Annotated in this window: 18 protein-coding genes; 8 read left to right on the forward strand and 10 right to left on the reverse strand. The window is 51.6% G+C overall.

All coding sequences use genetic code 11. The annotated features are described in order from the left end of the window. Positions 1 to 3: 3 nt before the first annotated feature. Positions 4 to 2,484: an FtsX-like permease family protein gene (locus tag F4Y39_21865; GenBank protein MYC16383.1), complete on the reverse strand. Its 2,481-nt coding sequence runs from the start codon at positions 2,482 to 2,484 to the stop codon at positions 4 to 6. Between the two features lie 523 nt (positions 2,485 to 3,007). Here F4Y39_21865 and F4Y39_21870 point away from each other — a divergent pair. Continuing rightward, positions 3,008 to 4,096, forward strand: coding sequence for a dehydrogenase (locus F4Y39_21870; protein MYC16384.1), 1,089 nt, complete (start codon positions 3,008 to 3,010; stop codon positions 4,094 to 4,096). 170 nt (positions 4,097 to 4,266) lie between these two features. Here the strand turns inward: F4Y39_21870 and F4Y39_21875 are convergent, their stop codons facing one another. From F4Y39_21875 to F4Y39_21910, 8 genes are all read right to left on the reverse strand, one after another. Next, positions 4,267 to 5,604 carry an insulinase family protein gene (locus F4Y39_21875; GenBank protein ID MYC16385.1) on the reverse strand — a complete coding sequence of 446 codons (1,338 nt, stop codon included), beginning with the start codon at positions 5,602 to 5,604 and terminating at the stop codon, positions 4,267 to 4,269. Next, positions 5,576 to 7,093 carry an insulinase family protein gene (locus F4Y39_21880; protein MYC16386.1) on the reverse strand — a complete coding sequence of 506 codons (1,518 nt, stop codon included), beginning with the start codon at positions 7,091 to 7,093 and terminating at the stop codon, positions 5,576 to 5,578. Before F4Y39_21880 ends, F4Y39_21875 begins: the two co-directional genes overlap by 29 nt. 67 nt (positions 7,094 to 7,160) lie before the next feature. Beyond that, on the reverse strand, positions 7,161 to 7,739 hold the full coding sequence (locus F4Y39_21885) for a DUF1080 domain-containing protein (GenBank protein ID MYC16387.1): 579 nt from the start codon (positions 7,737 to 7,739) through the stop codon (positions 7,161 to 7,163). Positions 7,740 to 7,751: 12 nt separating this feature from the next. After that, a complete protein-coding gene (locus F4Y39_21890; protein ID MYC16388.1) occupies positions 7,752 to 8,699 on the reverse strand; it encodes a carbon-nitrogen hydrolase family protein in 948 nt (315 codons plus the stop codon). Between the two features lie 124 nt (positions 8,700 to 8,823). Further along, a complete protein-coding gene (locus tag F4Y39_21895; protein ID MYC16389.1) occupies positions 8,824 to 9,795 on the reverse strand; it encodes a Gfo/Idh/MocA family oxidoreductase in 972 nt (323 codons plus the stop codon). A 22-nt stretch (positions 9,796 to 9,817) separates the two neighbouring features. Beyond that, entirely contained in the window at positions 9,818 to 10,357 is a 540-nt protein-coding gene (locus tag F4Y39_21900) for a hypothetical protein (GenBank protein MYC16390.1), read from the reverse strand. Between the two features lie 297 nt (positions 10,358 to 10,654). Continuing rightward, positions 10,655 to 11,677: an aldo/keto reductase gene (locus F4Y39_21905; GenBank protein MYC16391.1), complete on the reverse strand. Its 1,023-nt coding sequence runs from the start codon at positions 11,675 to 11,677 to the stop codon at positions 10,655 to 10,657. Positions 11,678 to 11,695: 18 nt separating this feature from the next. Next, the gene (locus F4Y39_21910; protein ID MYC16392.1) at positions 11,696 to 13,117 is read right to left on the reverse strand and encodes a sulfatase-like hydrolase/transferase; all 1,422 of its coding nucleotides are present in this window, start codon (positions 13,115 to 13,117) and stop codon (positions 11,696 to 11,698) included. 110 nt (positions 13,118 to 13,227) lie between these two features. On the opposite strand from F4Y39_21910, the gene F4Y39_21915 reads away from it, so the two are divergent. From F4Y39_21915 to F4Y39_21925, 3 genes are all read left to right on the forward strand, one after another. Further along, on the forward strand, positions 13,228 to 14,529 hold the full coding sequence (locus F4Y39_21915) for a PQQ-binding-like beta-propeller repeat protein (GenBank protein MYC16393.1): 1,302 nt from the start codon (positions 13,228 to 13,230) through the stop codon (positions 14,527 to 14,529). Positions 14,530 to 14,601: 72 nt separating this feature from the next. Continuing rightward, positions 14,602 to 15,048: a riboflavin-specific deaminase gene (locus F4Y39_21920; protein ID MYC16394.1), complete on the forward strand. Its 447-nt coding sequence runs from the start codon at positions 14,602 to 14,604 to the stop codon at positions 15,046 to 15,048. After that, on the forward strand, positions 15,042 to 15,896 hold the full coding sequence (locus F4Y39_21925; GenBank protein MYC16395.1) for an alpha/beta fold hydrolase: 855 nt from the start codon (positions 15,042 to 15,044) through the stop codon (positions 15,894 to 15,896). Before F4Y39_21920 ends, F4Y39_21925 begins: the two co-directional genes overlap by 7 nt. A gap of 2 nt (positions 15,897 to 15,898) precedes the next feature. On the opposite strand, the gene F4Y39_21930 is transcribed toward F4Y39_21925, so the two are convergent. After that, positions 15,899 to 17,164: a glucose-1-phosphate adenylyltransferase gene (locus F4Y39_21930; GenBank protein MYC16396.1), complete on the reverse strand. Its 1,266-nt coding sequence runs from the start codon at positions 17,162 to 17,164 to the stop codon at positions 15,899 to 15,901. 90 nt (positions 17,165 to 17,254) lie between these two features. Here F4Y39_21930 and F4Y39_21935 point away from each other — a divergent pair, with 90 nt between their 5' ends. The 4 genes from F4Y39_21935 to F4Y39_21950 all read left to right on the forward strand — a co-directional run. Next, positions 17,255 to 18,064 (forward strand): sugar phosphate isomerase/epimerase, encoded by an 810-nt coding sequence (locus F4Y39_21935; protein MYC16397.1) that lies wholly within the window; start codon positions 17,255 to 17,257, stop codon positions 18,062 to 18,064. Between the two features lie 36 nt (positions 18,065 to 18,100). After that, a complete protein-coding gene (locus F4Y39_21940) occupies positions 18,101 to 20,467 on the forward strand; it encodes a tetratricopeptide repeat protein (GenBank protein MYC16398.1) in 2,367 nt (788 codons plus the stop codon). A gap of 313 nt (positions 20,468 to 20,780) precedes the next feature. Further along, positions 20,781 to 23,513 carry a hypothetical protein gene (locus F4Y39_21945; protein ID MYC16399.1) on the forward strand — a complete coding sequence of 911 codons (2,733 nt, stop codon included), beginning with the start codon at positions 20,781 to 20,783 and terminating at the stop codon, positions 23,511 to 23,513. A gap of 43 nt (positions 23,514 to 23,556) precedes the next feature. Continuing rightward, a partial coding sequence (locus F4Y39_21950; protein MYC16400.1) for a TonB-dependent receptor plug domain-containing protein occupies positions 23,557 to 24,602 on the forward strand: 1,046 nt, incomplete at its 3' end.

Consider the following 24,602-nt stretch of genomic DNA (forward strand, 5'->3'; position numbering starts at 1 on the left):
ATTTTACTCCGTCCGCAAGGCATCCACTGGATTTGTCCGTGCGGCTTTGAGGGCTTGATAGATCATGGTTGCAATTGCGAGCAAGAGCGCGAGAGCACCGCCTATGAGAAAATACACGGGATGTAGATTGATGCGATAGGCGAAGTCCTGCAACCATCTGCCTGCAAACAGATAGGCTATGGGACTGGCGATCACACAGGCGATTATTACGAGTTTGACAAATTCTTTGGATAACAAACCAAAAATACTGAATACCGATGCGCCCAGGACTTTCCGTATGCCGATTTCTTTTGTTTTTTGTTCTGCGCGAAACGATATAAGGCCCAATAGTCCCAGGCAGGCTACGAAGACTGTCAGTCCGGAAAACACGGTTAGGGCATTCCCCGTGCGGATTTCATTTTGATAACGCACATGTGTCAGGTCATCATTCAAAAACCAGAAAGAGAATGGGATTTGCGGTAAAAATTCATGCCATGTTTTTTCTATAAAAGCGAGTGTTTCCGGTATGTTCTGTGTGCCCAATTTGAGATAGAGAAATTTGGCGCCTCCCGTAAAAACCCTGAATACAACGGGCCGGATGGTATTGTGCAATGTCTGAACGTGAAAATCTTTTACCACGCCTATCACATATCCCTCTGACTCTTTTTTTTCTTTGAAACGCCTGCCAATAGGATCGTCCCATCCCAGATGTCTTACGGCTGTTTCATTTAAGATAAATGGCCGACCTTTTTCCTGATATGCTTGCAGTTTTTTGTTGTATTCTTGCCACTCTTCAAGAGTTATTATTTTGCCTGGCGGCCTTGGTGGTTCTGGTGCCAGACGGCCTGCCACGAGTTCGATGTTGAAGAAGTCCAGAAAATCGCGGTCAATATCAAACAGGCCCATCTGCCAATCGGCGTCACTGCCTTCAGCCTGAAACGTATCTGTCGCATGAGATCCCCCTTGTGGGAAACGGGTGGCTGTTGCTTTTAAAATATTTGGGTGTGCCGTGAACACCTCTTTTACCGTGGGAATGCGCCATCTCAGATCGTCTCGATTCCCGTGATGTATTTGCCGAGAATAGATGAAAATCGGTATGCCAACCACGAGTTCTTTGTCAAATCCGAGGTCTTTATTTCGGATATACGCGAGTTGCTCTTGTACGACAACAGTTCCTGTGATGAAAGCTATTGAAATTGCAAATTGAAAGATCACGAGTGCTTTTCGCAGTCCAACGTGTTTCGATCCGGGTATCCAATCTCCTTTTATTACCTGTGTGGGCAAAAATGATGAGAGTACAAATGCGGGATAACTTCCCGCGAGTACACCAACGCCCAGTCCAAATCCGATCAATCCGATCAGCCACCACAGATTTTCAGTGCTGTACAATGTCAGATCCCGCTGGATAAAGCTGTTAAACCACGGCAGGACCAGTTCAAATAGCGCGACAGCCACCACCATTGCAGCCAGTGACACGAGCACAGATTCGCCCAAAAATTGTCCGATCAATTGCTGGCGAGATGCGCCTACCACCTTTCGCAATCCCACCTCTCGCGCTCTGGTGGATGAACGCGCTGTTGAGAGATTCATAAAATTGATACAGGCGAGTACGAGAATAAAGCCAGCGACGAGTCCGAAGGCATATACCTGCTTGATATCGCCATGGTCTCTAAACTGAAGCCCTAAATCCGGATGGGTATAAAGGTGCCTGCGGATGAGAGGTTGCAAGATGTACCGGGTCGTTTGGCGCACCTCATCTCCCATGTATCGCGCTATCAAATCGGGTAGCTTTTGCTGTAGTGCGCGGTGGTCGTATCCTTCGGCCAATAGAATATATGTGAAAAAGGGACGAAAAACACCCGTGGGTTGCCAGATAGACCACATGTTCGCCGTGTTGCCCTTTGGCGTGGCGGTCAGGCAATCAAACGCAAAGGTCGAATTGGGCGGAAAGTCGCGCACAATACCGGTTACAAAGTAGGTGCCGCTCAGTTCCTGGTGATCCACTTCCAAGGCTTTTCCAATCGGATTCTGATTCTGAAAGAATTTGCGCGCCATGGATTCTGTTAGCACCATTGCGCCCGACTGCGTCAATGCCGTGTTCGGATCGCCGGTTATAAATGGAACGGTGAACACATTGAAAATCTCTGGGTCTGCCACACACATGTCTTGCTGAAAAAAGCGGGTTTGGCTTTGCACCCAGGCGTCGAGCCGTTGTACGCGAATGGCCTCCTGTACTTCGGGGAAATCGCGCTTTAATGCCGGTGCCAGTGCGCCAGATGCACGCGGATTGACCGATGTGGTATTTTCCATTGACATGACGCGAAAAACGCCGTAGATGCGGTTCGCATGGGCATGGTGTCGGTCATAGCTAAATTCGTACTGAATGTAGAGGATGATCAAAATTACAGACGCCATTCCAATTGCCAGACCCAAGATATTAATCGCTGTCAATCCCCTGTTTTTCAGCAAGGTGCGAATGGTGGCTATGAGATAGCTGCGAAACATATTGACCTCCTGATGCCATTTTCAATGAGGGAAGCATACCGGCGATGCCGGAAATACCGATACCCAATTCAATGCGATACGCGAAAGAGTGAATCTATAAAAAATAGCCAGCAATTTCTGTGCCAAAAGTATCTTTTCTATGTTTTACAAGTAGTTATGAAAAATTGGGCTATGAGTGCTGTTCACTAAGTGTCCGATTTTGATACAGTAGTGTCCGAAAATGAACACTTATACATAAAAACAGGCACATTGTTTTGATTGCAATGTGCCTGCTGTATTATCGGAAGCAGGCATGATATAAGTCGCACGAAATTTGCCAGATTTTTCACGTTCGACAGAACCTGAAAAACCTCTTCTATTAGTTGACAAAAAGCAGGGCATACACTACATTTGGCTCATATCCGCTACGCTCGTAGGCGAGTCTATCTTTTAGCCCCCGTGTGGTGACGCACAGGGGCTTTTATTTTTTAATAAAGGTGAAAAATGCGTCGAATATTTTGATCTTTGGAAAGGAAGATGCCTTATGTCTGAAAATATTACAATTTTGGGTGGGGGTAATACGGCGTTTGCCGCGGCTGCGAATCTGACGTTGAAGGGGTTTGGTGTTACGCTTTGCGAATTGCCGGATTTCAGGGAGATGCTCGATCCCGTGCGCGATAGTGGGGTGATTCATCTGGTAGGTGTTGAGGAGACGGGGGCGGCGAAGGTTCACAGTTTGACCACGGATATTGAGGCAGCTTTGAATGCCTCGGATCTGATTCTGGTGATTGTGCCAGCGTATGCACATAAGCCTTTTGCGCTGGCGTGTGCGCCCTATCTGGGACCCGAGCATACGGTTGTGCTGATGCCGGGTACGTTGGGTACGCTGGAATGGGCGACGTTGTTGAGAGAACAGGGTGTGGCGGGGGTCACGCTTGCCGAGGTGGATACTGCGCCTTATGTGTGTCGGAAGACTGCGCCGGATACGGCGACGATTTGGGGTACTGTGACCGGATTAGGTCTGGGGGTTTTGCCGGCGACGGAGACTGAGCGTGTGCGCGAGCGTCTGTCGCCTTTTTTTCCGGGTATTCAGGCGTATCCAACGGTGATGGCGTGTGGTTTGTCTGCGATGAATCCGGTTGTGCATCCCGCAGGTGTGTTGATGAATGCGGGGCGGATTGAGTATTCTCACGGAGAGTTCTATTTTTACGAGGAGGGGGTTTCTCCGTCTGTGGCGAAGATGATTATGGCTGTGGATGCAGAGCGCAGAGCGATTGCAAAGGCTTTTGGGTATGATCTGGTGGCGGCTGATGAGGCGTTTTATCGCGCGGGTTTTGGTCCGAAGGGGGATTTGTGGGCCGCGATTAATGGCAGCCGGATGCTAACGCAGCTCAAGGCACCGGGGTCGCTTGAGAGCCGATGGCTCACGGAGGATATTCCCTATGGTCTTTCAGCGTGGCACGATGTGGGCGCGCAATACGGGGTGGATGCGCCTTTGATGCGCGGGCTGGTGGATATTGCGTCTGTGGTGATGGGTTTTGATGGATGGACTTCAGGGCGCAGCGTGCGCGAGTTGGGGATTGAGGGGATGGATCTGGAGAGGTTGAATGCGTTTTTGGAGACGGGATTATGAAGTGTGAAGAGTGAAGTGCGAAAAAGAGAAGCTGGAAGTTGGGGGCTGACTGCTGACCGCTCAGTGTGTATTTATGCTGCGTCCTATACCCTACGGGTTCTCATCCTGTCCATCCTTCCATCACTGGATAGAAACACTCCAGTGCAGGCTCTATTCATCCTGATCCGCTTTCATTCAATCAATTCTTTGACATTGTGAACGCGAATATCGACTTCGGGCAGATGGGTGTTCAGGATTTCGGTAATGTGATCCTTGGGACCGATGAAGATCATGATCATATTCTGCGGCACAAAGAATTTTTCGAGAAAGGCACGCACTTCATCATTAGTGACGGCATCAAATCCGCCTTTGCGGATTGGTGATTTGTAAATGGCTCTGCTTACCTCCTGGTTGAGGCTTTGCTGCGGTGTTCTGTCGTGGACAAAAGACTCATTGATCGTTTCGCGATGTTCTTTGAGTGTTTCCCAAAAGCGAGGATTGTCGGGCAGGTTTTGGATGAAGTCGGACATTTTTGCGATCAATTCTTCGCTGTTATCGAGTTGGGGATCGGCATAAATTTGGAGATATCGGACATTTTGTTCGGATAGATCTCGGCAAGAAGTTCCATAGACCAATTTCAATTCTTCTCTGAAATATTTATAGAGCAACCTGGACTCAGGAGGCTGGCCAAGCGTGTCCGATACCATGTTTGGAATATAATTTTCTTCACCTATGCGGCCGCAGGGGACCATCCAAAGACAGAATACATTTTTTAAGTTTGAATAACCCTCAAAAATAAAAGCAACAGGACCAACGTTAGCATTTGTTGATGGGAAATTCAATGAATGTACAAAGCCGCCTGCCTGTCCGCGCATCTTCCTTTCTTCTGTGAAGGGACGAAGTATCTTCGCAATTTCAGTGGAATCGCGGTCTGAGATGACTTTAAAGAATACTACGTCTGTTTTCAGAAGCCGATCCGCGTATTGTCTGACGTCGTATAGTGAGAGGTCATTCAGCGTTTTTAATGAGCGTCTTTTCAGGATGCCAAGGGTTTGTGACAGTGCCAGATTTTTCACCATTGTATAGGTTGGGCGTTTGATCGCGTCTTTGTAATCGGTATTTAGTTGTGATTTTACATATTTCAGATCATACTCTGTAAACTCGAGGTTATATATCAGGTCGCGAATTATTTTTATTGCTTTGCCACTGTTCTCGGATAAGCCATGAATGGAGATGGTCTGGTATGCGTCGCTGGTCGTGAGAGTTAGATGGGTGCCCAGTGCTTCGAGTTGATCCAGGTGCCCCTGTTTTTTTGCCGTCTCCCAAATCAAATTAAAGACCGTTCTTGCAAGGCCAATTTGCGAAGAGGGGTTCACACCGGTTCCTGCGCCGAGAAAGACAATCTCAATTTTGTTGAGGGGAGCGCGTTTGTCGATGCGATAAAAGATGTGGTGGTTGGGAATTTCGGCAAACGCAGATAGGGGACCAAACAGAATAAAGCTAAATGTCAGGATTAAAAATCTTGTCATCGAATATCGCCTTTTGAGAGGTGGAGGAGGTCGTCCTGGCTTTTCTCCGCCATTTTTTTATTCCCCATACCAATAGCGCGACAATGCCGCCCAACAGCGTTAGAAAACCGACCAATGCCAATACGATACGTACATAGTCGCCAAAGGATCGAGGCTTTCGCGGAGGCGGCTCTTTTTTTTCTATTTCTGTGAGGGAGTGGGTGATTGAATTGTCATCTTTCAGATATTGATCGATGATGCGCGGAATGTCTTCTGCGCGGATGGATTTAAGGTCTTGTATCAATTTTGGATATAGCAAGGGATCATCGGCGTGGGCAAATGCGCTGCCAAATGAAATAGCCATGCTTGATCGGTTGTAAAACGCGGAATACAGGGTGTTCAACTGCTGGTTTCGGGCGGCATCGAATTCTGCATCAGAAATGGTTTTCAGATTTACCAATGCCACATGGATCATGTCCTGGATCGTATTTCTGGATATATTATGAGGCAGTTCTGCATAGCAAGTCATCAAGCCGAATCCCTTATGGCTGCCTACTGAGACGCTGAAAGATTTTGCGAGCCGAGAATTGACCAGAGAAGCACTCAGAGAATTTGAGGGCTTTTCCAGCAGACGTTCCACAATGAGCAGACCCGCATAGTCGCGATTGCCTAAATTGGGGGTGTACCAGCCCTTCCTGAATATGGTAAAGTTGAGATTGTTTGATGAGTTTTTTAATCTTTTTCCAAGCACACCACGGTCGGGAGATTGGGGTGCGTACAATTTGATCGGCGTTATATCATTGCCATAAGCTTCGTCGAGTTTGGTGAGGGCATGGTCAATATCCACATCGCCGATGACAACGATAAGTCTTTTTTGCTCGCGCAGGAAATTTTCGTAGTAATCTTTCAATCCAATGGGTTCGAGTTGTCGAATAAATGTCTCCGCACCAAGGCCATCAAAATTTTTCTTGTCATAGATTAAACCATAAAAATAATTCGCAGATCGGCGTTCTGGTTGTGCCAGTCTTTGGCTTCTTTCTGTCAGTACGATCTTTTTTTCTTTTTCAACGACTTCTTCATCGATTACTGTATCGTAATATATGTTGCGGTCTATCTCGACAGCGAGGTCAAATTTGTCCTTTGGAAATCTGAGTGTAAAGCGCGTGAAATGATAAGATGTCACGGCACCACTTTGCCCGCTGTTCTCGGCGATAATCTGGTTGAGTTCGCCCGGTTCATAGCTTCCCCTGTCTATCATAATATGCTCTAAAAAGTGGAGCCGTCCTTGCCTGCCTTCGGCTTCATCTGCAGAACCCGCGCAGTAGAAGGTCTGGTATTCAAAGGAAGGGATGGTGCGATCGACGACGATGACGGCGTCGAGCAGGGGGTTGATGGTGTAGTGCTGTGCGACGAGTGTTTCAGATAATGTCGCTGTGCCGATAAGCTCGTATGCCGTGCAGGTACACGGCAAGAGACATGCGAGAATAGCGATGTACGCGTGGTACTTCATATCGGATATTTGCGGTAAAGGTAGGCGCGACCGGGCTGGTCGCGCCTATTTGTTATCGCGTCAGGTGTTAGAGTTTTTCGATTTCTATGTTGCGGAACCAGATCTGGTTGCCGTGGTCTTGAAGGCCGATGTACCCGGCTTCGGTCATTTCGCGGAATGCGCGGTTGAATTTGTTGCGCGTGCCGTCGGGGTTCTGGTTCGGCGTGGTCCAGCGGTTGAGGTCCATGTCGGTGATTTGCTCGCCGTTCAAGGTGACGCGGATGATGTTGTCCATGGTGTAGAGGATCATGTGATTCCATTCGCCCGCGGGTTTGCAGGTGTTGTGGGTGGGGGCTTGTAAATCATAGACTGCGCCGCAGCATTTGGTGGTTGCGGGTTCGTGTCCGTGCGTGTCCAGGATTTGGATTTCAATGCCGGTTTGCACGGGGTTGTCCAGGTCGGTCCAGCGGAAGAAGACGCCGCTGTTGGTTCTGGGGGGATGTTTGAATTCGAGCGAGAGTTCAAAGTTTTTGAACTGGTCTTCTGTGTAGTACAGGTATTTCCCTTGTTCTGCGGTGCAGAAGAGGCAGCCGTGATCTATGATCCAACCGTCGGGATTGCCGGTGGCTGCCCAGCCGTTGAGGGTTTTGCCGTCGAAAAGTTGCATGTAGCCTCCTTGTTAGGTAGTGATTGCGACGGGTTCTGTGAGATGTTCGCCGCGCATGGCGCGCGAGCGGTCGTAATAGGTCCACAGGTCTTCGAGTTCAAATTCCGCTTCGATGTCTTCTACGGATATATCTTCCATGAGGGATTCGAGTACGAATGTGGCTTCGGGGCGCATGATGTGGATGCGGACGCCTGCGCCATAGGTGCTGTGGATGTCGCCGAGTTTGTTCTGGTTGAAGTCGAGGTGGTACGCTTTGGTGTCTGCGTTGATTTCGGCAAATGCAAAGGGCGGGAGTTTGCCCTGTTCCACGAGGGGCTCACTATAGCCTTGCCACGCGAGGCGGTGACCGCACATGTCGGTGATGGAGCTTTCCTGGGATTGGCTGACGATGAGGAAGACGCCGTAGTCGCGCGCCCAGGCGGCGTGTCGCATGCCGCCATTGAACATGCTGGGAAAGAAGACCATGCGCGCACCTGAGCGGGCGAGCATCATGGCAACTTCGGGGAATTTGAGGTCAAAGCAGATGCACATGCCCACGCGACCACGGTCTGTGGCGAACGTGTTGGCCTGTGTGCCGGGCAGGGTGCCGCGTTCCATTTCGTTGACGGTGGGTTGCACTTTGTGGTAGCGGCCCAAGACGTTTCCATCCCGACCGATGAGGACGGCGGCGTTGAAGGTCTGGTCTTCCCACAACTCTTGCATGCCGACGATGACATGGGTGCCGATTTCCGCGGCTGCTTTGCCAATGGCTTCGGTTGTGGGACCGGGTATGGGTTCGCCCATCCAGGCATCGCTGTCTTGCGGACAGCCGAGTTCTCGCGCGACTTCGGTGAAGCATACAAAGTCGGGGCAATAAGGGGCTGTTTCTTCGAGGTGGCGCACCATGTGTTCTACGTTTTGTTCTGCGTTTTTGTACCCACCTCTGGGGAATGAGACGCTGAGGAGTCGGACGGTTTTCACGGTGTTCTCCTTTCTAAGAATCAACGAATCAGCGAATCAACGAATCAACGAATCGAAGCTCGTAGCGACTTTGGGTGGTTGGGCGGGGTTCGTCTATTCGTCTATTCGTCTATTCGTCTATTCGCTATCGCTCTCCGTAATAGGTGATCAAGCACTGATCCATGACCCAGGATGCACGAGCACCGGTTTCTCCGGTGGATACGCATTGGCCTTCGCCGCGCAGTTCGTTGACGATGGTTTGTATCAGGGGTTGTTGTACGTGCGGGGGATTGGGCGCGGCGATGTGTTCTTCTTTGCCGTTGCGTTTGAGGATGATGTCGGTATCCGCGAAGACGGGGGTCTGGATTTCGCCTTCGGATCCCGTGAATGTGATGCGGTTGTCGGAATGGTCGGCGTGGAAGTTCCAGATGCCTGTGCCTGCGACGCCGCTTTCAAATTCAAATGCAGCGGTTGTTACGTCTTCGGCTTCGTACGTTCCGCCGGTGTTGAGCGCGTAGCCGCTGGCGCGGGTGATGGGGCTGACGAGGAAGTCGAGGATGTCGATGCCGTGTGATGCGAGGTCGAGGAATTTGCCCGCGCCGGCGATGGATGGGTCAAATCGCCAGTTGTTGGGGTTTGTGTCGAGTTTGCCGTATTGGACGATGTGTACAGATGTGAGGGTTCCTATTGCGCCTTCGCGGAGGAGTTCGCGGACTTTCAGGAAGCGCGGGAGTCCGCGGCGGTAATAGGCGACGTAGAGGGGCAGGTTTTTGGCTTTGAAGGCTTCGACCATTTGTACGCATTCGCGGTGGTTCATGGCCATGGGTTTTTCGACGTAACAGGGTTTGCCGGCTTCGGCGACGCGGAGAGCGTAGTCGCAGTGCGAGGAGGGCGGGGTGGCGATGTACACGGCGTTGACGTCGGGGTGGTGGATGACTTCATCGGCGTTGCTGGTGGATTGGGATATGCCGTGGCGTTTGGCGAAGTCCGCGGCTTTTTCACCGTCCCGGCGCATGACGATGACGAGTTCTGAGTGGTCCGCCTTGTAAAATCCCGGGCCACTTTTGACTTCGCATACGTCACCACAACCGATGATGCCCCATTTTACTGTTTGCATTAGAAGGTCCTTTCGATAAGATTCAGCCATTATCTCGATTCATAACATTCTGTAATTTTGACGGGATGGAGCCGCCTGCGAGCAAATAGATTCCCAGGCCGAGATAAATCACAGCGGCGATTCCCTCTGACCAGATATCTAATAAGGCACCCAGTCTATGCGGGGGGAGCGGTATGTTTATTTGGTGAAACCTTGCAACTATATTAATTCCCTCATTGATCACTTTGGGCACACCTGTGAACACCATATAGACTCCGATGAGGCGCATGCCCACGTTGTAAAGTACCTGGGACCAGTTGTTGTCGGGAGAAATTTCAATTTCCCGTTCAACAGGGTCTAATTTTTGTGCGATTGTATCGGCATATTTTATAAATACATAAGCGAAGATGAAATAGAGAAACGGCAGAGCGAAATATCCATAAATCTCCCTCACCCACGTATCTTCTTGTTGGACCATTATAATACCCTGGGGTATAAAGCCGAGGATAGTCACCACCTGTATCAAAAAAAATAATCCGAAAATTTTGCAGGCGACTTTAATGAGTGCGTGTGAGTGGATCATGGATCGTCTCCGATCTGTGTTTTCATGCACGGGCGACTGGATCCCGCCTTATATAATTTCCCATTTTTCTAGAAGGATCAACAAAATTGTGAGTAAATTCAGGCATATCGCAATTAATGTATAGATTTCCCAAAACTTTGATTGGAAGAAGGGCACCTTTATTTTCTGGCTTTTGATATTGAAATACAGGAATATGTATAGTAGAAGCAGAATCGTTAGGATTATTATCAGGACTGTATCATCTATCATGTTTTTTTTTCCACAATGTCTCGCCCTGAGCACGTGGGTCGCTACAATTCATGGCGTCGGTGCGTCTTCTCGCAGCAAGCCCTCGGATTTTAGTTCGGCCCAGAGGTCTGAGGGTATGGGGTGCTGGTAGTTTTTGATGTTTGCATGGATGTATTCGGGTTTGAGGGCACCGGGGATGATGGCGGCGACGCTGGGGTGTGCGAGTGGGAACTGGATGGCTGCTGCCGGGAGCGGTACGTTGTGTGCGTTGCATATTGTTTCTATTTTTCGGGTTTTTTCAAGGATTTCCGAGGTTGCGGTGTCGTAGGCGTATAATGCGCCTTCCACTGGTCCTGTGGCGAGGATGCCGGAGGCGAATACAGAGCCGATGACGATGTCGGCGCCGTGTTCGGCGCATTTTGGAAATTCTTCGTCCAATGGGTCCTGGTCGAGGAGGGTATAGGGCATGGCGACGATGAAGAAGTCGATATCGATCATGTCCAGGAATCGGGGGATGAGTCCCAGCATGTTGAGCCCCACGCCAATGCCTTTGATTTGTCCGCTTGAGCGCAGTTCGTCCAGGGCGCGCCAGCCGCTTGTGTAGATTTGGGCAAGGGTAGCGGTTACCATGTCTTCGGAGGTGTGAAAGAAGTAGTCGGGGTCGTGTATGAGGAGCAGATCTACGGCGTGTAAGCTCAGTCGCTGGAGGCTGTCTTCATAAGATCGCATGATGCCGTCATAGCTGTAGTCAAAGGCGTATTCAAAGGGCAAGCCGCCGATCCACATGTCTTTGTCAAATGTTTTGAGGTCGCGGGTGGCTTTTAATACGCGTCCGACTTTGGTGGAGATGGCAAATTCTTGTCTGTTCTGTTGTCGCAGAAAATGTCCGAGGCGATGTTCGCTTTTACCATAGCCGTAAAAGGGGGCTGTGTCGAAGTACCGGATGCCCGCATCCCAGGCGGCTTGTAAGGTGTTTTGCGCCTGTGTTTCACTTACGAGTTCGAATAGATCACCTATGGGTGCGCCACCCATGCCCATTTCGGTTACTTCGAGACCTGTTTGGCCAACGGTTCGCGTTTTGATTGTGTTCATGAGGTATTTCTCCTGATCTTATACTGTAGGTAGTGGCGCATCGTCGTCCGTTTCATGTTGCCAGAGGCGAATTTTTGCCGCCATTTTGCGTATGCGGTCTCTGTGTACGGGTTCGTCGAACAGGTTTGTGAGTTCATGGGGATCGCTGTTCAGGTCGAATAATTCGCATTGGTCGCCTGCGCATAGATTGAGTTTCCATCGGTCGGCTGTTACGATTGAACGCCAGGGGAGGGTGGCGATTAAGTTGATCTGCGGTGAGCCGAGGTTGCGATCTCCCAGTCCGTTCCACTGAATGAAGACTTCGTTATCGTCGAGTGTTTCTCTGCCTTCGAGGACGGGTACGCGGCTGGTTCCCTGCAGGTGTTCGGGCACGGGTTGTCCCATGAGGTCTAATAAGGTGGGGACGAGATCGATATGGCTGATGTTGCCAGGAATCATTCGGTGTTCGTGCCCGAGATGGGGTATCCGCATCATGAGGGGGACTTTGGCAGAGGGTTCGTAGAATGCGCGTTTTTCCCGCATGCCCTGGTCACCTGCCATTTCGCCGTGGTCAGAGCTGAATACGACTATGGTGTTGTCGGCGTGACCCGATTTTTCAAGGGCGTCCATCAGTCTGCCCAGTGCCCGATCTACGAGTGTGACGGTGCCGTAGTATTCGGCGCAGAATTTTCTCAGTTTTGCTTCTGCGGCGCGTTGTTCTTCAGGGGTTGCGTCGGGTTGTATATTGCGTTCTGCCCTCAGTCTGTTAAATAGCGATGCGCCCTCAGGATAGCGCGTGAATGCGGGACCTACTGGCATTTTGTTGGGGTCGTGTATATGTTTCATCGGTCCGGAGACGGGCGGGTGTGGTTCGGGGCAGTGGACCTGTAGCATGAAGGGTTTGTCGCGTTCTGCCATCAGAAAGCGGGCGGCTTCGTCACATAGAAATGATACCATGGAGAGGTGTTCGGGCAAGTCTGCGCGCAGTTGTCCAGAGAATACGCGGTGTCCGGCTTCTGTTGTTTTGTCTGGTTCGATTCCATTTTCCACCAGGAACTGGTGATACGGTGTGTCCGGGTGGTCGATGACCCAGGGCAATTCAAAGACGGGTAGCCATTCGTCAAATCCGTGTTGTCGCGTTGTTTCTTTACCCAGGTGCCATTTGCCGTAGTAGGCTTTGTGGTAATCGTCTGATGTCATTTCTGCGATGGATTTGATTGCCGGGTCGAGCAGGATGTTGTTTTTGACCATTCTGGCGGAGTGTGGATATAGTCCCGTTACGAGGGTTGCGCGCGATGGCGTGCAGACGGGTTGCGCGCAATAGGGGTTTTCGAAGACAAAGCTTTCGTTGGCGAGGGCGTTCATGTTCGGCGTCTGGATCCAGTCGTTGCCATAGCACGCCATGGTGTCGGAGCGTTGTTGGTCGGTGATGAATAGCAGAATGTTGGGGTGACGTTGCATGTGTGCCTTTCTGTCTTGATGCTGAAGGGAGGCAGGAACAATCAAGGGGAAATATCTGTCAAATTGGGTGAAAAACAAGTTGAAAATCACATTGCTAAGGAGGAGTTTCTATGGTTGGTCGAATTGTTCGTATGGTTTGTGTTCTGGCTCTTGTTCCGCTGAGTGTTGATGCAGATAATTGGCCGCAGTGGCGCGGTCCGCAGCAAGATGGGGTGAGTACGGCTAAGAATTTGCCCGCGTCATGGAGTCTTGAAAAGAATATTATCTGGAAGGCCGAGTTGCCTTCGTGGAGCGGGAGTACGCCCGTTATCTGGGGTGATCGCATTTTTTTGACTTCGCCGTCGCCTGCACAAAGGCCAGAGGAGCAGGAACCGGGGGGACCGGAGATTTATATTTTGTGTTTGTCGAAGAAAGACGGTAGTGAACTCTGGCGGTATAAGTTGGATGAGGGCAATGTGCTGCGGCGCAAGCACAATAAGACTTCGCCGTCGCCTGTTACGGATGGGGCGCATGTGTGGGTGATTACGGGCAATGGGGTTGTGACGTGTCTGGATATGGATGGAAAGGCGGTCTGGTCGCGGGATCTCCAAGAGGATTACGGCAGATTTGGTCTGCTTTTCGGGTATGCGTCTTCGCCGATTCTGTACGATGGGAAGCTCATTCTTCAGGTGCTTCACGGGATGCGTACAGATGATCCTTCGTATGTTGTCGCGTTGGACGCCAGTAGTGGGAAAGAGGTCTGGCGGAAGGAGCGCCCGACAGATGCTATTCGAGAGTCGCCCGATTCGTACACGACGCCCACGTTGTTGAATCGCGATGGCGAGACTCAGATTGTTATTACAGGTGGGGATTGTGTGACGGGGCACGATCCGGATACGGGGCGTGAGGTCTGGCGGGCAAATGGGTTGAATCCCGGTCGGAGGGGCAATTATCGGATTGTGGCGTCTCCCGTGGTGGTCGGGGATATGATTTATGCGCCGACCCGGCAGCGGCCCTTGCTGGCGTTGGCGGCTGGTGGCACGGGCGATGTTTCCGGCAATGTGGTGTGGAAGTGGGAGGGGGCTGCTGCGCCGGATGTGCCGACGCCGACGAGTGATGGGAAGTATTTTTATATGGTTGATGATCGCGGGCGGGCAATGTGTCTGGACGCAAAGACCGGGGCTGTGGTGTGGGGTCCTGAGCGGACGACGCAGGGTATTGTGAGCGCGTCACCCCATCTGGCGGATGGAAAGTTGTTTTTGCTGAATGAATACGCTGTGACGACTGTTCTGGCCGCTGGTCCCAAATATGAGGTTTTGGGTACGAATGAACTGGATGGTACGTACACGCTGTCATCGCCCGTGTCATCCGGGTCACAGCTTTTTATTCGGACGGCGACGCATTTGTATTGTATTGGGTATAGTGGGGAGTAAACGGAGTCTGTCCAAAAAGAGAACGCCCCAGCATCCGTTTTGCCGGGGCGTTTTTTGCGCCGGGTATGTCCAATGTCCAATTATTCACAAATTGAATTGGAAAGTTTTATGACCGCTGCACTCGTTGAGGGGAGAAAAGCGCTTCCCGAGTGTTTGCCCAATCCACCGGTTGGATGTGTGCTGGTGCGAGAAGGCAAAATTATTGCCCGGGGATATACCAATCCGCCGGGACAATTTCACGCAGAGGCGATGGCACTGGCGCAAGTGGCGGGTTCACTGGAAGATGTTACGGCATTCGTCACTCTGGAGCCGTGTTCTTTTTATGGGCGCACACCTTCTTGTGCGCAAGCACTTGTTCAAAGAAAAATCCGAGATGTCTTTGTCGCGCTCATCGATCCGCATCCCAAAAATCGCGGGCGCGGTATTCAAATTCTCAAAGATGCGGATATTCCCGTGCAGGTCGGTCTGTTAGAGGAAGAGGCTGAGAAAGACCTGGGTCATTATCTTTTCAAATGTTAATCATTCCCACAGGAGACACTATGAACAACTGGATGGATATTTACGAAGAACGAAACTACGGGGGTATGCCCTATCGCTTGCTCAGACCCATTGATATCGCAGACCATCCCGATAAAGCGTATCCTCTCATTTTCAGCTTGCACGGTGCGGGAGGTAAAGGTACGGATAATATCAAAAATCTGCGTCACTGGAACGAATCGCCACTGGCTGAAGAAACACATCGCCGCAAATATCCCTGCTTCGTACTTGCTCCTCAAACGCCTATGCGGTGGCTGATGCCCAATTCTATGCCCGAGGTCACACAGGAATATATCGACTCGCTCTCGGGTATCTGGCAGGCGCGCGTTAAGCGGTTGCTGGATCGGGGTGATGATCTCTCAGTGGGTGATTTGGGTAGAGCCTTTGATCTGTTGGATACGATATGCGATGAATTTCCCATTGATCAGGACCGCATCTATGTGCTGGGGCATTCAATGGGTGGTTTTGGTACCTGGAACGCTATCTGCGCACAACCCAACCGCTTCGCCGCCGCGATGCCTTCTGCTGGCGGGTGCGAACCGTGGAATGACATCAGCCGCATTGCAGAAGTTCCCATCTGGACATTTCACGGCGATGCCGATGCAGTCGTGCCCGTTGATTTGACCCAGGATGCTTTTCGTCAGTTGAACGCGCTGAATGCCAATACCAAATATACGGAATTAAAAGACGTGGGACACAATGCGAGTGCCTACGGTTTTGCGTACACAGGCGATGACCCGCAACGCGGATTTATCACGCACTTTGCCAGCGATCAGTGCGACAAAACCGAGAATGTATGGGACTGGTTATTTGCACAAAAGCGCGGGTGATCTTAAATCACAGTACCTGAAGGAATGATGGCGTCTTTGGTGATGACGACGATGCCGTCGCGGATGGCGTAGGCGTCGCGTTCTGCTTCGCGGATGTTTTTTGCGTTTTGGATGGTGACGTTTTCCCCTATGCGCGCGTTTTTGTCGATGATTGCATTGTCGATTACGCATCCTGGACCGATGCCTACGTTTGGGATGCCTTTTTGTTTGTTGCGTTTTTTGTCTTCGGGGGTTTCGTAAAAGTCGGCGCCCATCATGACGGTGTTGGTGAGTTTGACGCGGGGACCAACGATGCTGCGGATGCCGATGACGGCGTGTTCTATTTCTGCGTCTTGTATGTCGGAGCCGTCGCCGATTTTGCATTGTTTGAGGTGGCATCCATCCAGTTTGGTCGCGGCGAGGTAGCGCGGGCGGGTGTAGATGGGGGCGCCGGGTTGATAAAAGGTGAAGAGGGGCGCCGGGGTTGTGAGTGCGAGGTTGGCTTCGTAGAAGGCGCGGATGGTGCCGATGTCTTCCCAGTATCCTTCGAATCGGTGGGCATAGACGTTGTGGCTGTGAATGGCGGTGGGGATGATGTGTTTGCCAAAGTCGTCGCCGCTGCTTTCCGCGAGGAGTGTTCTCAGTTTTTCTTTTTCAAAGACGTAGATGCCCATGGAGGCCATGTACGCTTCGTCGGGGTTGCTGCCGGGTGCAGGATCGAGTTTGAGGTCGTCCAGTTCGGCGTCGGTTTGCGGTTTTTCTACGAAGTCGATGATGCGTCCGGTGTCATCTACTTTGAGGATGCCGAGGTCGGGCGCGATTTCTCGGGTGACGGGTTTGACGGCGATGGTGAGATCTGCGCCTTTTTCCCGGTGTTCGGCGATGAAGTCCCGGTAGTTCATGCGGTAGAGGTGGTCGCCAGAGAGGATGAGATATTGATCTATCTGGTAGGACATGAAGTGGCGGAGTTGCTGACGAACCGCGTCGGCTGTGCCTTGATACCAGTCGAGGCGGTCTTCGGTTTGTTCGGCGGCGAGGATTTCGACAAAGCCGTTTGAAAAGGCGTCGAAGCGATAGGTTTGGGCGATGTGGCGGTTGAGAGAGGCGGAGTTGAATTGGGTGAGGGCGTAGATGCGTGTGAGGCCCGAGTGCAGGCAGTTGCTGATGGGTATGTCGATGAGGCGATATTTGCCGCCGATAGGGACGGCGGGTTTGGAGCGGTATTTGGTCAGTGGATAGAGGCGCGACCCCGCGCCACCGCCTAAGATGATGCCGATAACGGATTCCACGCAAAACCTCCTTGTGTTGTGAGGGGGTGTGATATAATATAAATATAGGAATGAAGGTCAAATTGGTCGATATGTTCAGTGAAAGGAGAAATGACTATGGATCTCGAACTCGGTATTGCCGGATGGGTGCTCAGTGGTGAAATTTTGCGGGAGGAGTCGCTGACTTTGCTGGAGTTTCCCGAAGTGTGTGCCGCGCATGGCGTGGGGACGGTGGAGTTGTGTTCGCGGTTTTTTGCGTCTCAGGATGCGAGGTATTTGAATGAGCTTCGGAATCGGTTGGCGGACAATGGACTTTCGGTGCGCAATATTGCGGTGGATATGGGCAATATTGCAGGTGCTGATGAGGCTGTGCGGCGCACGGATCTGGAGGCGTTGAAGCAGTGGTTTTACACGGCGTCGGCTGTGGGTTCCGAGGCGATACGGATTAATACGGGGCACGCGGATGACAATGGGGCGATGAGCCGGGTGATTGCGGGATATCGGGAGCTGGTGGCTGTGGGCGAGCAGGCGGGTGTGAAGCTGCTGGTGGAGAATCACGGGGGTGTGTCGTCTTCGTCTGAGAATTTGCAGCGGATTCTGGATGGGGTGGATTCCGCTTGGTTTGGCACGTGTCCAGATACGGCGAATTTTCCCGATGGCGACTGGGAGGCGGGGATGCGCGTGCTGGCTCCGCGTGCGTTTTCATGCCATGTGAAGGTGTTTAATTACAGCGATGACGGGGTGCAGGCGTGGGAGCGAGATGGCAAAGCTATGGGGTATGATTTGAAGACGTGTTTGGAAATTCTGAATGCGGCAGATTATGCCGGTCCGCTGTGTGTGGAGAAGGGCGCGTCGGATACGACAGAGGCGAGTATCCGCGATACACTGAGTTATTTGAAGGATTTGCAGGCGACGGTCTAAGAGCAGTTTTACAACTTGATCAATCGGGAGAACACCATGAAAATTGGATTGCGGTTCTGGATGGTTGTCTGCTGTGCCTCTTGCATTGCACTGCCTCTTCTTGCAGAAGAAGATGAAGTACCTCAACAAGACAAGATCGTCCGAAATACGCTGTTTGCCCTGGGTCAGCGTCAGATTCAAGCTGGTGAAATCAACGAGGCCATGGCGACCCTCCAACGCATTTTAAAAAACTTTCCCGAAGACGCCCATGTGTATTCCCAACTGGGTTATATCTATCTCAAACGGAAAGAATACAAAGAAGCTGAAGGTGCCTTCAAAACAGCCAAAAAATTCGACAAAAGCCTCGTCGAAGCCTATGTCGGGCTTGGTCTTACATATGCCGAAACACCCACGCGGGGCCTGCAATCTTATTACAATTTCCGTAGAGCCATCCGCGAAGCCAAGCGCGCCACCAAACTCGACCCCAACTACGGTCCGGCCTATCGCTTGCTCGGCGAAGTCTATGAGCGATTTGAAGAAGACCACACCAGGGCTATGCAGTATTATCAGAAATACGTCGAACTCGAACCCGACAATCCCGAGAATCTTTATTCTTACGGTTTAGCCTGTGTACAGGCCAAAGAGTTTGACACCATTCTCGAACATATTGCCCCTTACCTCTCGGCAAATCCCGACATCGTTCAACTCTTGCCCATTGTTGCACAGGGTCATTTTTACAACGACGAGGCGCAAAAAGCTCTCGAACTCTTCGAGCGCTATCTCGCCAACATCGAAGGCAGTGAACGCGCACACTACACCGATATTGCCTACGTTGCCTCAGATACAGAACTCCAGGAATACCACGCCGCCACACCGGGACCCGAACAACAGGCATATCGCGAGCAATTCTGGGCACGGCGCGACCCAGACATCCTCACCAAACTCAACGAGCGCGTCATCGAACACTACCGCCGCACCTGGTATGCGCGCACCTATTATTCGTCCAATGTCTATCCCTGGGATGAACGGGGTGCTGTTTATATTCGATATGGCGAACCCGACTACCGCTCGCGCTCCAATGATCGCAACTTCGTCCAAACCGCCGAAGTAGAGCGCGTGCGCACGCAGATGGCCGTTGACATCTACGGTCCTGAAGCGGCCACCTACACCTTCACAGGTCCCGTCTTTCCCATTCGCACCAGCCTCGACATAAGTTTCGACCTCGTTGAGGGCAATCCATTTGAACGCAATCCACTTGAACGCGATGGCACCATCGAAAGCGTCCTCAATGAGCAGGGAAAACTCAATACCCGCTTGAAATTTGGCCGCTTTTCGCCTGTTACTATTGACAGTGAAATTGATACCGTGCCCTGGGAAACCTGGACCTATATTCAGCTCAATGGGGGCATAGAGATTACCTTTACCGACGAAATGGGCAATGGACGCTATGACTTTGCCCCACTGCCCGACGCCACAGGCATTGCAGATCCCGAAGCCATTGCTTATCTCGCCCGCATGACCGAACACATGCCCGCAGTCATCTACCAGCAAGCCGTATCGACTTCGCCCGACTTTTATCGCCCTGGACTTCCCGGCGATATACTCAATTTCTACTACGATCTGGCGCACTTCCGCGGACCCGATGGCCAAACCAATCTCGAGATTTACTACGGCATCCCACCCGAACAGGTCGAAATTGAGCAAGAAGCCGATTCGAGTTTCATACACGTACAATTGGCCGTTGCGCTGGCAAATGAAGGTCATACATCCATCTATCGCACAACCGATGAGTTCGCCTATCGCGGCGCACAAGTACCCAGCACAACCGAACAGGGTGCTTTTGTGCCTGAAATCATCAAGACACAGGTACCGCCCGGCAAATACGAACTTCAAGTACAAATGAAAGACCTCATCTCTGGACGCACCGGACTCTACCGACAAGAACTCCAGGTCAGAGACTACCAGATCCCAGAGCTTCAGGTCAGCGAAATTCAACTGGCCTCGAACATTGCGGAAGAAGGCGCGACAAAATTCCTAAAAGAAGACGTGTGGATCATTCCCATGCCCACGCGCAGTTATGCCGCAACGCAAAATGTCTATGCCTACTTTGAAATCTACAACCTGACCAAAGACACCTTTGGACAAACTCGTTACAAAACCGAATACCGCATTCGCTCCAGTGCCATGCCCGCCGTTGGCGTATTTGGCGCAGTGGCCACGGGGTTGCGAACCATCTTTAGAGCCAGCAAACCTCAGGTGGCCATCACCAACGAACTCACGGGACGCGACGCCGACGAGCGCGAATACGTCGAAATCGTGCTCAACAAAATCAGACCCGGTGTCAACGCACTCGAGGTCATCGTAACCGATCTAATCAGTGGCAAGAGCATTGAACGCGAAGTGCGCTTCCGGTATGGAAATTAAATGGTTGAAAAAATAACTCTAACATCGGCGTATTGATATAGTATTGGTTGATTTTCCGCCTGTCCAGATACGATTAAGCGCGTCCATTGAGAGATGGGCGCGTTTTGTTTTACAGACGTTAACAAAGGCTTACAATTTCGTACAAAAAATGAGGAACAAGAGAATCAATAAGAGAGTTTAATAAATATTATAAAGAGTGGGTTCTTTCAACATTGTCCTTGGGAGGGGAAAGGAGGACTCTGAAGAAGGGTGAAAATTCCGCGGACTTGTAAGTGCGCGGAGGCACGCCGGGGCAAATAGGAGGAATCACACGATGCGCAAATTTTTATTGTTTTGTCTAATTCTCATTGGTGTGTTGGGTGTGTCGGAGTTGTATATGGCGATTGATGCCGACGCGCAGCAGCGCACGCGCCGTCGCACGACCAATCGCGCAAAGCTCTGGGTGTCGTTGCGCAATAATGGCACACTGGGGCACTCGCTGGATGGCGGCAGTATCTTTGGTGCAGAAGTGGGCATGTCGTATCCTGGACGGTGGACCTCGACCTATGCGTCGGGCATTGTGGGCCGCGTGAACCGACAGGACAATTCGCGGGGCAATGGCGTGTGGGTGATGGCGCGCACAAATGACGGACGCAAGTTTGTATCTCAGGGAGGTCCCCGCCAGCCATCCGCAGATATTTTTCCGATTCAGCACAATCCGCGCAATAATGTCGAAAGCATTGCTTCGATCTGGCGGTCTGTGTGGCGTGCTGGCACTCGTCCGTTTAATCTGTTCAATTACGGACAGAATGCAGCACTCTACTGGCCCCGCATGAATAATATGAAAATCACGCACAATTTTGTGAATGGCGAGCCTGTGGAATACCAGTATAGTAACGGTATCTACGGCGGTCTGGGACAGGCCGCTTTTCCGCCGGGGCCTGAAAAAGTGGAGCCAATGGATTATTACAACTGGGGATATGGGTTTTATCCATTGAACAACGAGTCATTCAAGCAGATGTTGGCGTCTTCTTATAGAACGGTTCGCGCCGGGTTGAATCAGATGCGGTCAAATGGCGTCGCGACCAATCACCCTCGTTTGTCGCCCGAGTTGTTTAGTGAGAATCTGCTGGTGACGGGCTGGACACAGGCTTCGGGCATTACGGTGAAGCGGATGGTGCATGCGTATTCCTCGCCGGGTACGGATAATGACGCGATGATCCCCGTGCCAACTCCCAATGGCAAGCAGTCTTCGATTATGACCCGGGGTGATTACGATGACTTTTTGCTCACTGAGATCGAGTTCTGGAATAATGGCGATATAGATGGCGATGGCAGTGCTGATCCCGGATATCCCAAACAACTCGACGAGGTCTATATTGTGGTTAAGAATGGGTTCATCGCCAGCAAGACCGGTGCCGAGTGGGTGCCTGCTGGTGGATCGAACTCGAATGCGTGGAATTTGGTTCAGCCCTCAACGCAGGACGATTACTGGCGCTATACGCAGGCGGATAATTACGATTATCCGGAATATGCCTACAATTACAAGGGCACGCCCATGCATCTGACTTATGTGTATGACGGCGATGCCGTTGCCCGTTTGTGGAATGACTACGGAGAGCCTTATGCCCGGTCTCGTGCCCAGCATCAGTACGTGTCAACATCCAATTTCAAGGATGGCACATTGCTCTCTCCGCAGTATATCGGGATGATGCCGATTGCAACGGGCACATCTGATCATCCCTTCAATGCACTGGATAGAAAAGGTGGCTATGTGAAGCCGCAGGGTCCACAGCCCCACACTGTGTTCAGGTGGCGGATGTATTCTTCGGCTCTGGGCGATGATCCCCATGGCGGTACGCACGGCGAGAATCAATTGTTTGACATCTACAGCGATGCTGCCGGTGTGCTCGGGGAAAATGATACCGATCGGATGGTGCAGCACCACGACAATGAGGAATTAGGTGCGTGGATCGATGCACAGGTTTACGGTCCTTATACTCTGGGTCCTGGCGACAAGGCCAAAGTGGTGATCGCGTATGTGGCGGGTATGGCGTCTAACGCTGCCAAATATCGCATGGATACCGCAAATTATGCGCGTCCCTACGAGTGGAACTGGCAGCAGCAGAGCCTGGTTGACGAATTGGAACTGGGTCTTGAAGCGATTTATGCACACGGCAATGAAGCGCAAAAGCTGTATGATCTGGGCTTTGACGGGCTTAACCAGCCGCCCGATGTGAAGGTCAATGGGGTGACGAACCTGAAAGGTAATATCGAACTGGACTGGTCGGGCATTGCCGATACGGCGATTGATCCAGATCTGGGTCGTCCCGATGTGATAGGTTATCGGATCTATCGCTCTGATTTTATGCGGGTTGGTCCGTGGAAATTGCTGGCGACGATTCCCAAGGCTGTGGGTTCCGAAGGCGAACGGCAGTTGCCCTCAGATGCGCCCATAGGTGCTGGTTTTATCAATCAGCCCTGGGTGGAAGGCCAGGAGGAGCCCGCCGAAGCCGAGGTTGATGGTCCTTTTCGCTGGGGTACCTATACGTTTACTGATCCAGAGCCCAGCCAGGGGTTTATTTACCACTATTCGGTACGTGCGTTTGATGAGCAGGGTCTGGAAACCGGGCACTCGGATGAGCGCAATCAGTATCTGAATCCCCCCGGGGGCCTTGTGCCGCGTTTGACTTCTGCCGTGCTCAACCATGAAAATGAGACCATGTCGCTGCCGATCAGGGTGGTGCCCAATCCCTGGGTACAGGGCATGGATGAGCACAGCTATGGGGCACCTCGCATCCGGTGGATCAATGTGCCGAGCAGGTGTACGCTGTACATTTACACGCTGACGGGCGATCTGGCATGGCGTGATACCTTTGATACACTCGATCCACAGCGGGGGCAACCTGTGGCGCAGGGCGAGATCGAGTGGGATACGCATACGGTGGGTTTGAATGCCAATACGCGCGGTCGTCTCAATGCCGGTACGTATATCTGGGTGATTGAATCGCACCATCCCGAGAGTTTGGGTCAGACCCAGAAGGGTCTGTTTGTGATTGTCAATTGATCACTTATTTACAACTTGAACGATAAAGCGCGTCCATTGAGAAATGGGCGCGTTTTGTTTTACAGACTTTAACAGAGTCTTACAATTTTCGTACAGAACATGGGGAACGGGAAAGTCAATGTGCGAATCTAATAAATGTCAGAAGGGAGGTTTTTTAAACTGTCTTTGGGAGGGAGAAGGAGAGACCATGAAGAGGGTTATGCAGTTGTTTTTATGCGTTGTATGTATTGCCATCAGTACACAGGCGTATGGTCAGGGTGCAGTGCGGGGTACGGTGCGCGATGCTTCCAATGGCGAGACTCTGCCGAATGCCAATGTTGTGATTGACAGTTTGCGCATTGGTGTGGCGACAGATAAGGCCGGTTATTTTGTGATTGGGAATCTGTCGCCGGGTTTGCACAGGGTTTCGGCGAGTTATATCGGCTATGCGAGCCGGTCTGTTCAGGTCGTGGTTATACAGGGCGAGACGGCGCGGATTGTGATTGAGTTGGAGCCTGCGGAATTGATGGGGGAGGAGATTGAGGCCATAGGCGAGCGCGTGGCGCCGACTGAGGTGACGCCTGTGAGTGCGTTTGGTACGCGGGTGACGGAATTGGCGCGCATTCCAACGGTGGGGCAGCCCGATTTGATGCGCGGGATTCAATTGCTTCCGGGCGTGCAGGCCGCGAGTGAAAATTCCGCGGGTTTGTATGTGCGCGGGGGCACGCCGGGGCAAAATCTGATTCTGCTTGATGATGTGGTGGTTTATAATCCGAATCATCTGTTTGGGTTTTTTAGCACGTTTAATCCCGATGCGTTGAAGGACGTCACACTGATTAAGGGGACGTTTCCCGCGCGGTATGGCGACCGCCTGTCGAGTGTGCTGGATATTACAAATTTAGATGGCAACAGGAAGTCTTTTGATGCGCGGGCGTCCATGGATTTGATCAGTGCGGGGTTGACGGTTGGCGGGCCAGTGGGCGATCGCGGTTCGTGGATGTTTTCGGGGCGGCGCACGTATCAAGAGGTTTTAAATTCTCCTCTGTTTGATCATATCGTGGATGAGATGTTCAGTACGCGCATTGGCACCATTGGCACGGCTCCAGTTAC

This window comes from Gemmatimonadota bacterium, from assembly GCA_009838845.1.
Classification (GTDB): domain Bacteria; phylum Latescibacterota; class UBA2968; order UBA2968; family UBA2968; genus VXRD01.

Excerpts from the sequence above, each read along its gene's own strand:
- F4Y39_21935 (MYC16397.1), top strand. The coding sequence starts at position 17,255 with ATGACTATGGATCTCGAACTCGGTATTGCCGGATGGGTGCTCAGTGGT.
- F4Y39_21895 (MYC16389.1), bottom strand. The coding sequence starts at position 9,795 with ATGCAAACAGTAAAATGGGGCATCATCGGTTGTGGTGACGTATGCGAA.
- F4Y39_21865 (MYC16383.1), bottom strand. The coding sequence starts at position 2,484 with ATGTTTCGCAGCTATCTCATAGCCACCATTCGCACCTTGCTGAAAAAC.
- F4Y39_21880 (MYC16386.1), bottom strand. The coding sequence starts at position 7,093 with ATGAAGTACCACGCGTACATCGCTATTCTCGCATGTCTCTTGCCGTGT.
- F4Y39_21870 (MYC16384.1), top strand. The coding sequence starts at position 3,008 with ATGTCTGAAAATATTACAATTTTGGGTGGGGGTAATACGGCGTTTGCC.
- F4Y39_21925 (MYC16395.1), top strand. The coding sequence starts at position 15,042 with ATGTTAATCATTCCCACAGGAGACACTATGAACAACTGGATGGATATT.
- F4Y39_21915 (MYC16393.1), top strand. The coding sequence starts at position 13,228 with ATGGTTGGTCGAATTGTTCGTATGGTTTGTGTTCTGGCTCTTGTTCCG.
- F4Y39_21920 (MYC16394.1), top strand. The coding sequence starts at position 14,602 with ATGTCCAATTATTCACAAATTGAATTGGAAAGTTTTATGACCGCTGCA.
- F4Y39_21905 (MYC16391.1), bottom strand. The coding sequence starts at position 11,677 with ATGAACACAATCAAAACGCGAACCGTTGGCCAAACAGGTCTCGAAGTA.
- F4Y39_21945 (MYC16399.1), top strand. The coding sequence starts at position 20,781 with ATGCGCAAATTTTTATTGTTTTGTCTAATTCTCATTGGTGTGTTGGGT.
- F4Y39_21940 (MYC16398.1), top strand. The coding sequence starts at position 18,101 with ATGAAAATTGGATTGCGGTTCTGGATGGTTGTCTGCTGTGCCTCTTGC.
- F4Y39_21910 (MYC16392.1), bottom strand. The coding sequence starts at position 13,117 with ATGCAACGTCACCCCAACATTCTGCTATTCATCACCGACCAACAACGC.
- F4Y39_21875 (MYC16385.1), bottom strand. The coding sequence starts at position 5,604 with ATGACAAGATTTTTAATCCTGACATTTAGCTTTATTCTGTTTGGTCCC.
- F4Y39_21900 (MYC16390.1), bottom strand. The coding sequence starts at position 10,357 with ATGATCCACTCACACGCACTCATTAAAGTCGCCTGCAAAATTTTCGGA.
- F4Y39_21885 (MYC16387.1), bottom strand. The coding sequence starts at position 7,739 with ATGCAACTTTTCGACGGCAAAACCCTCAACGGCTGGGCAGCCACCGGC.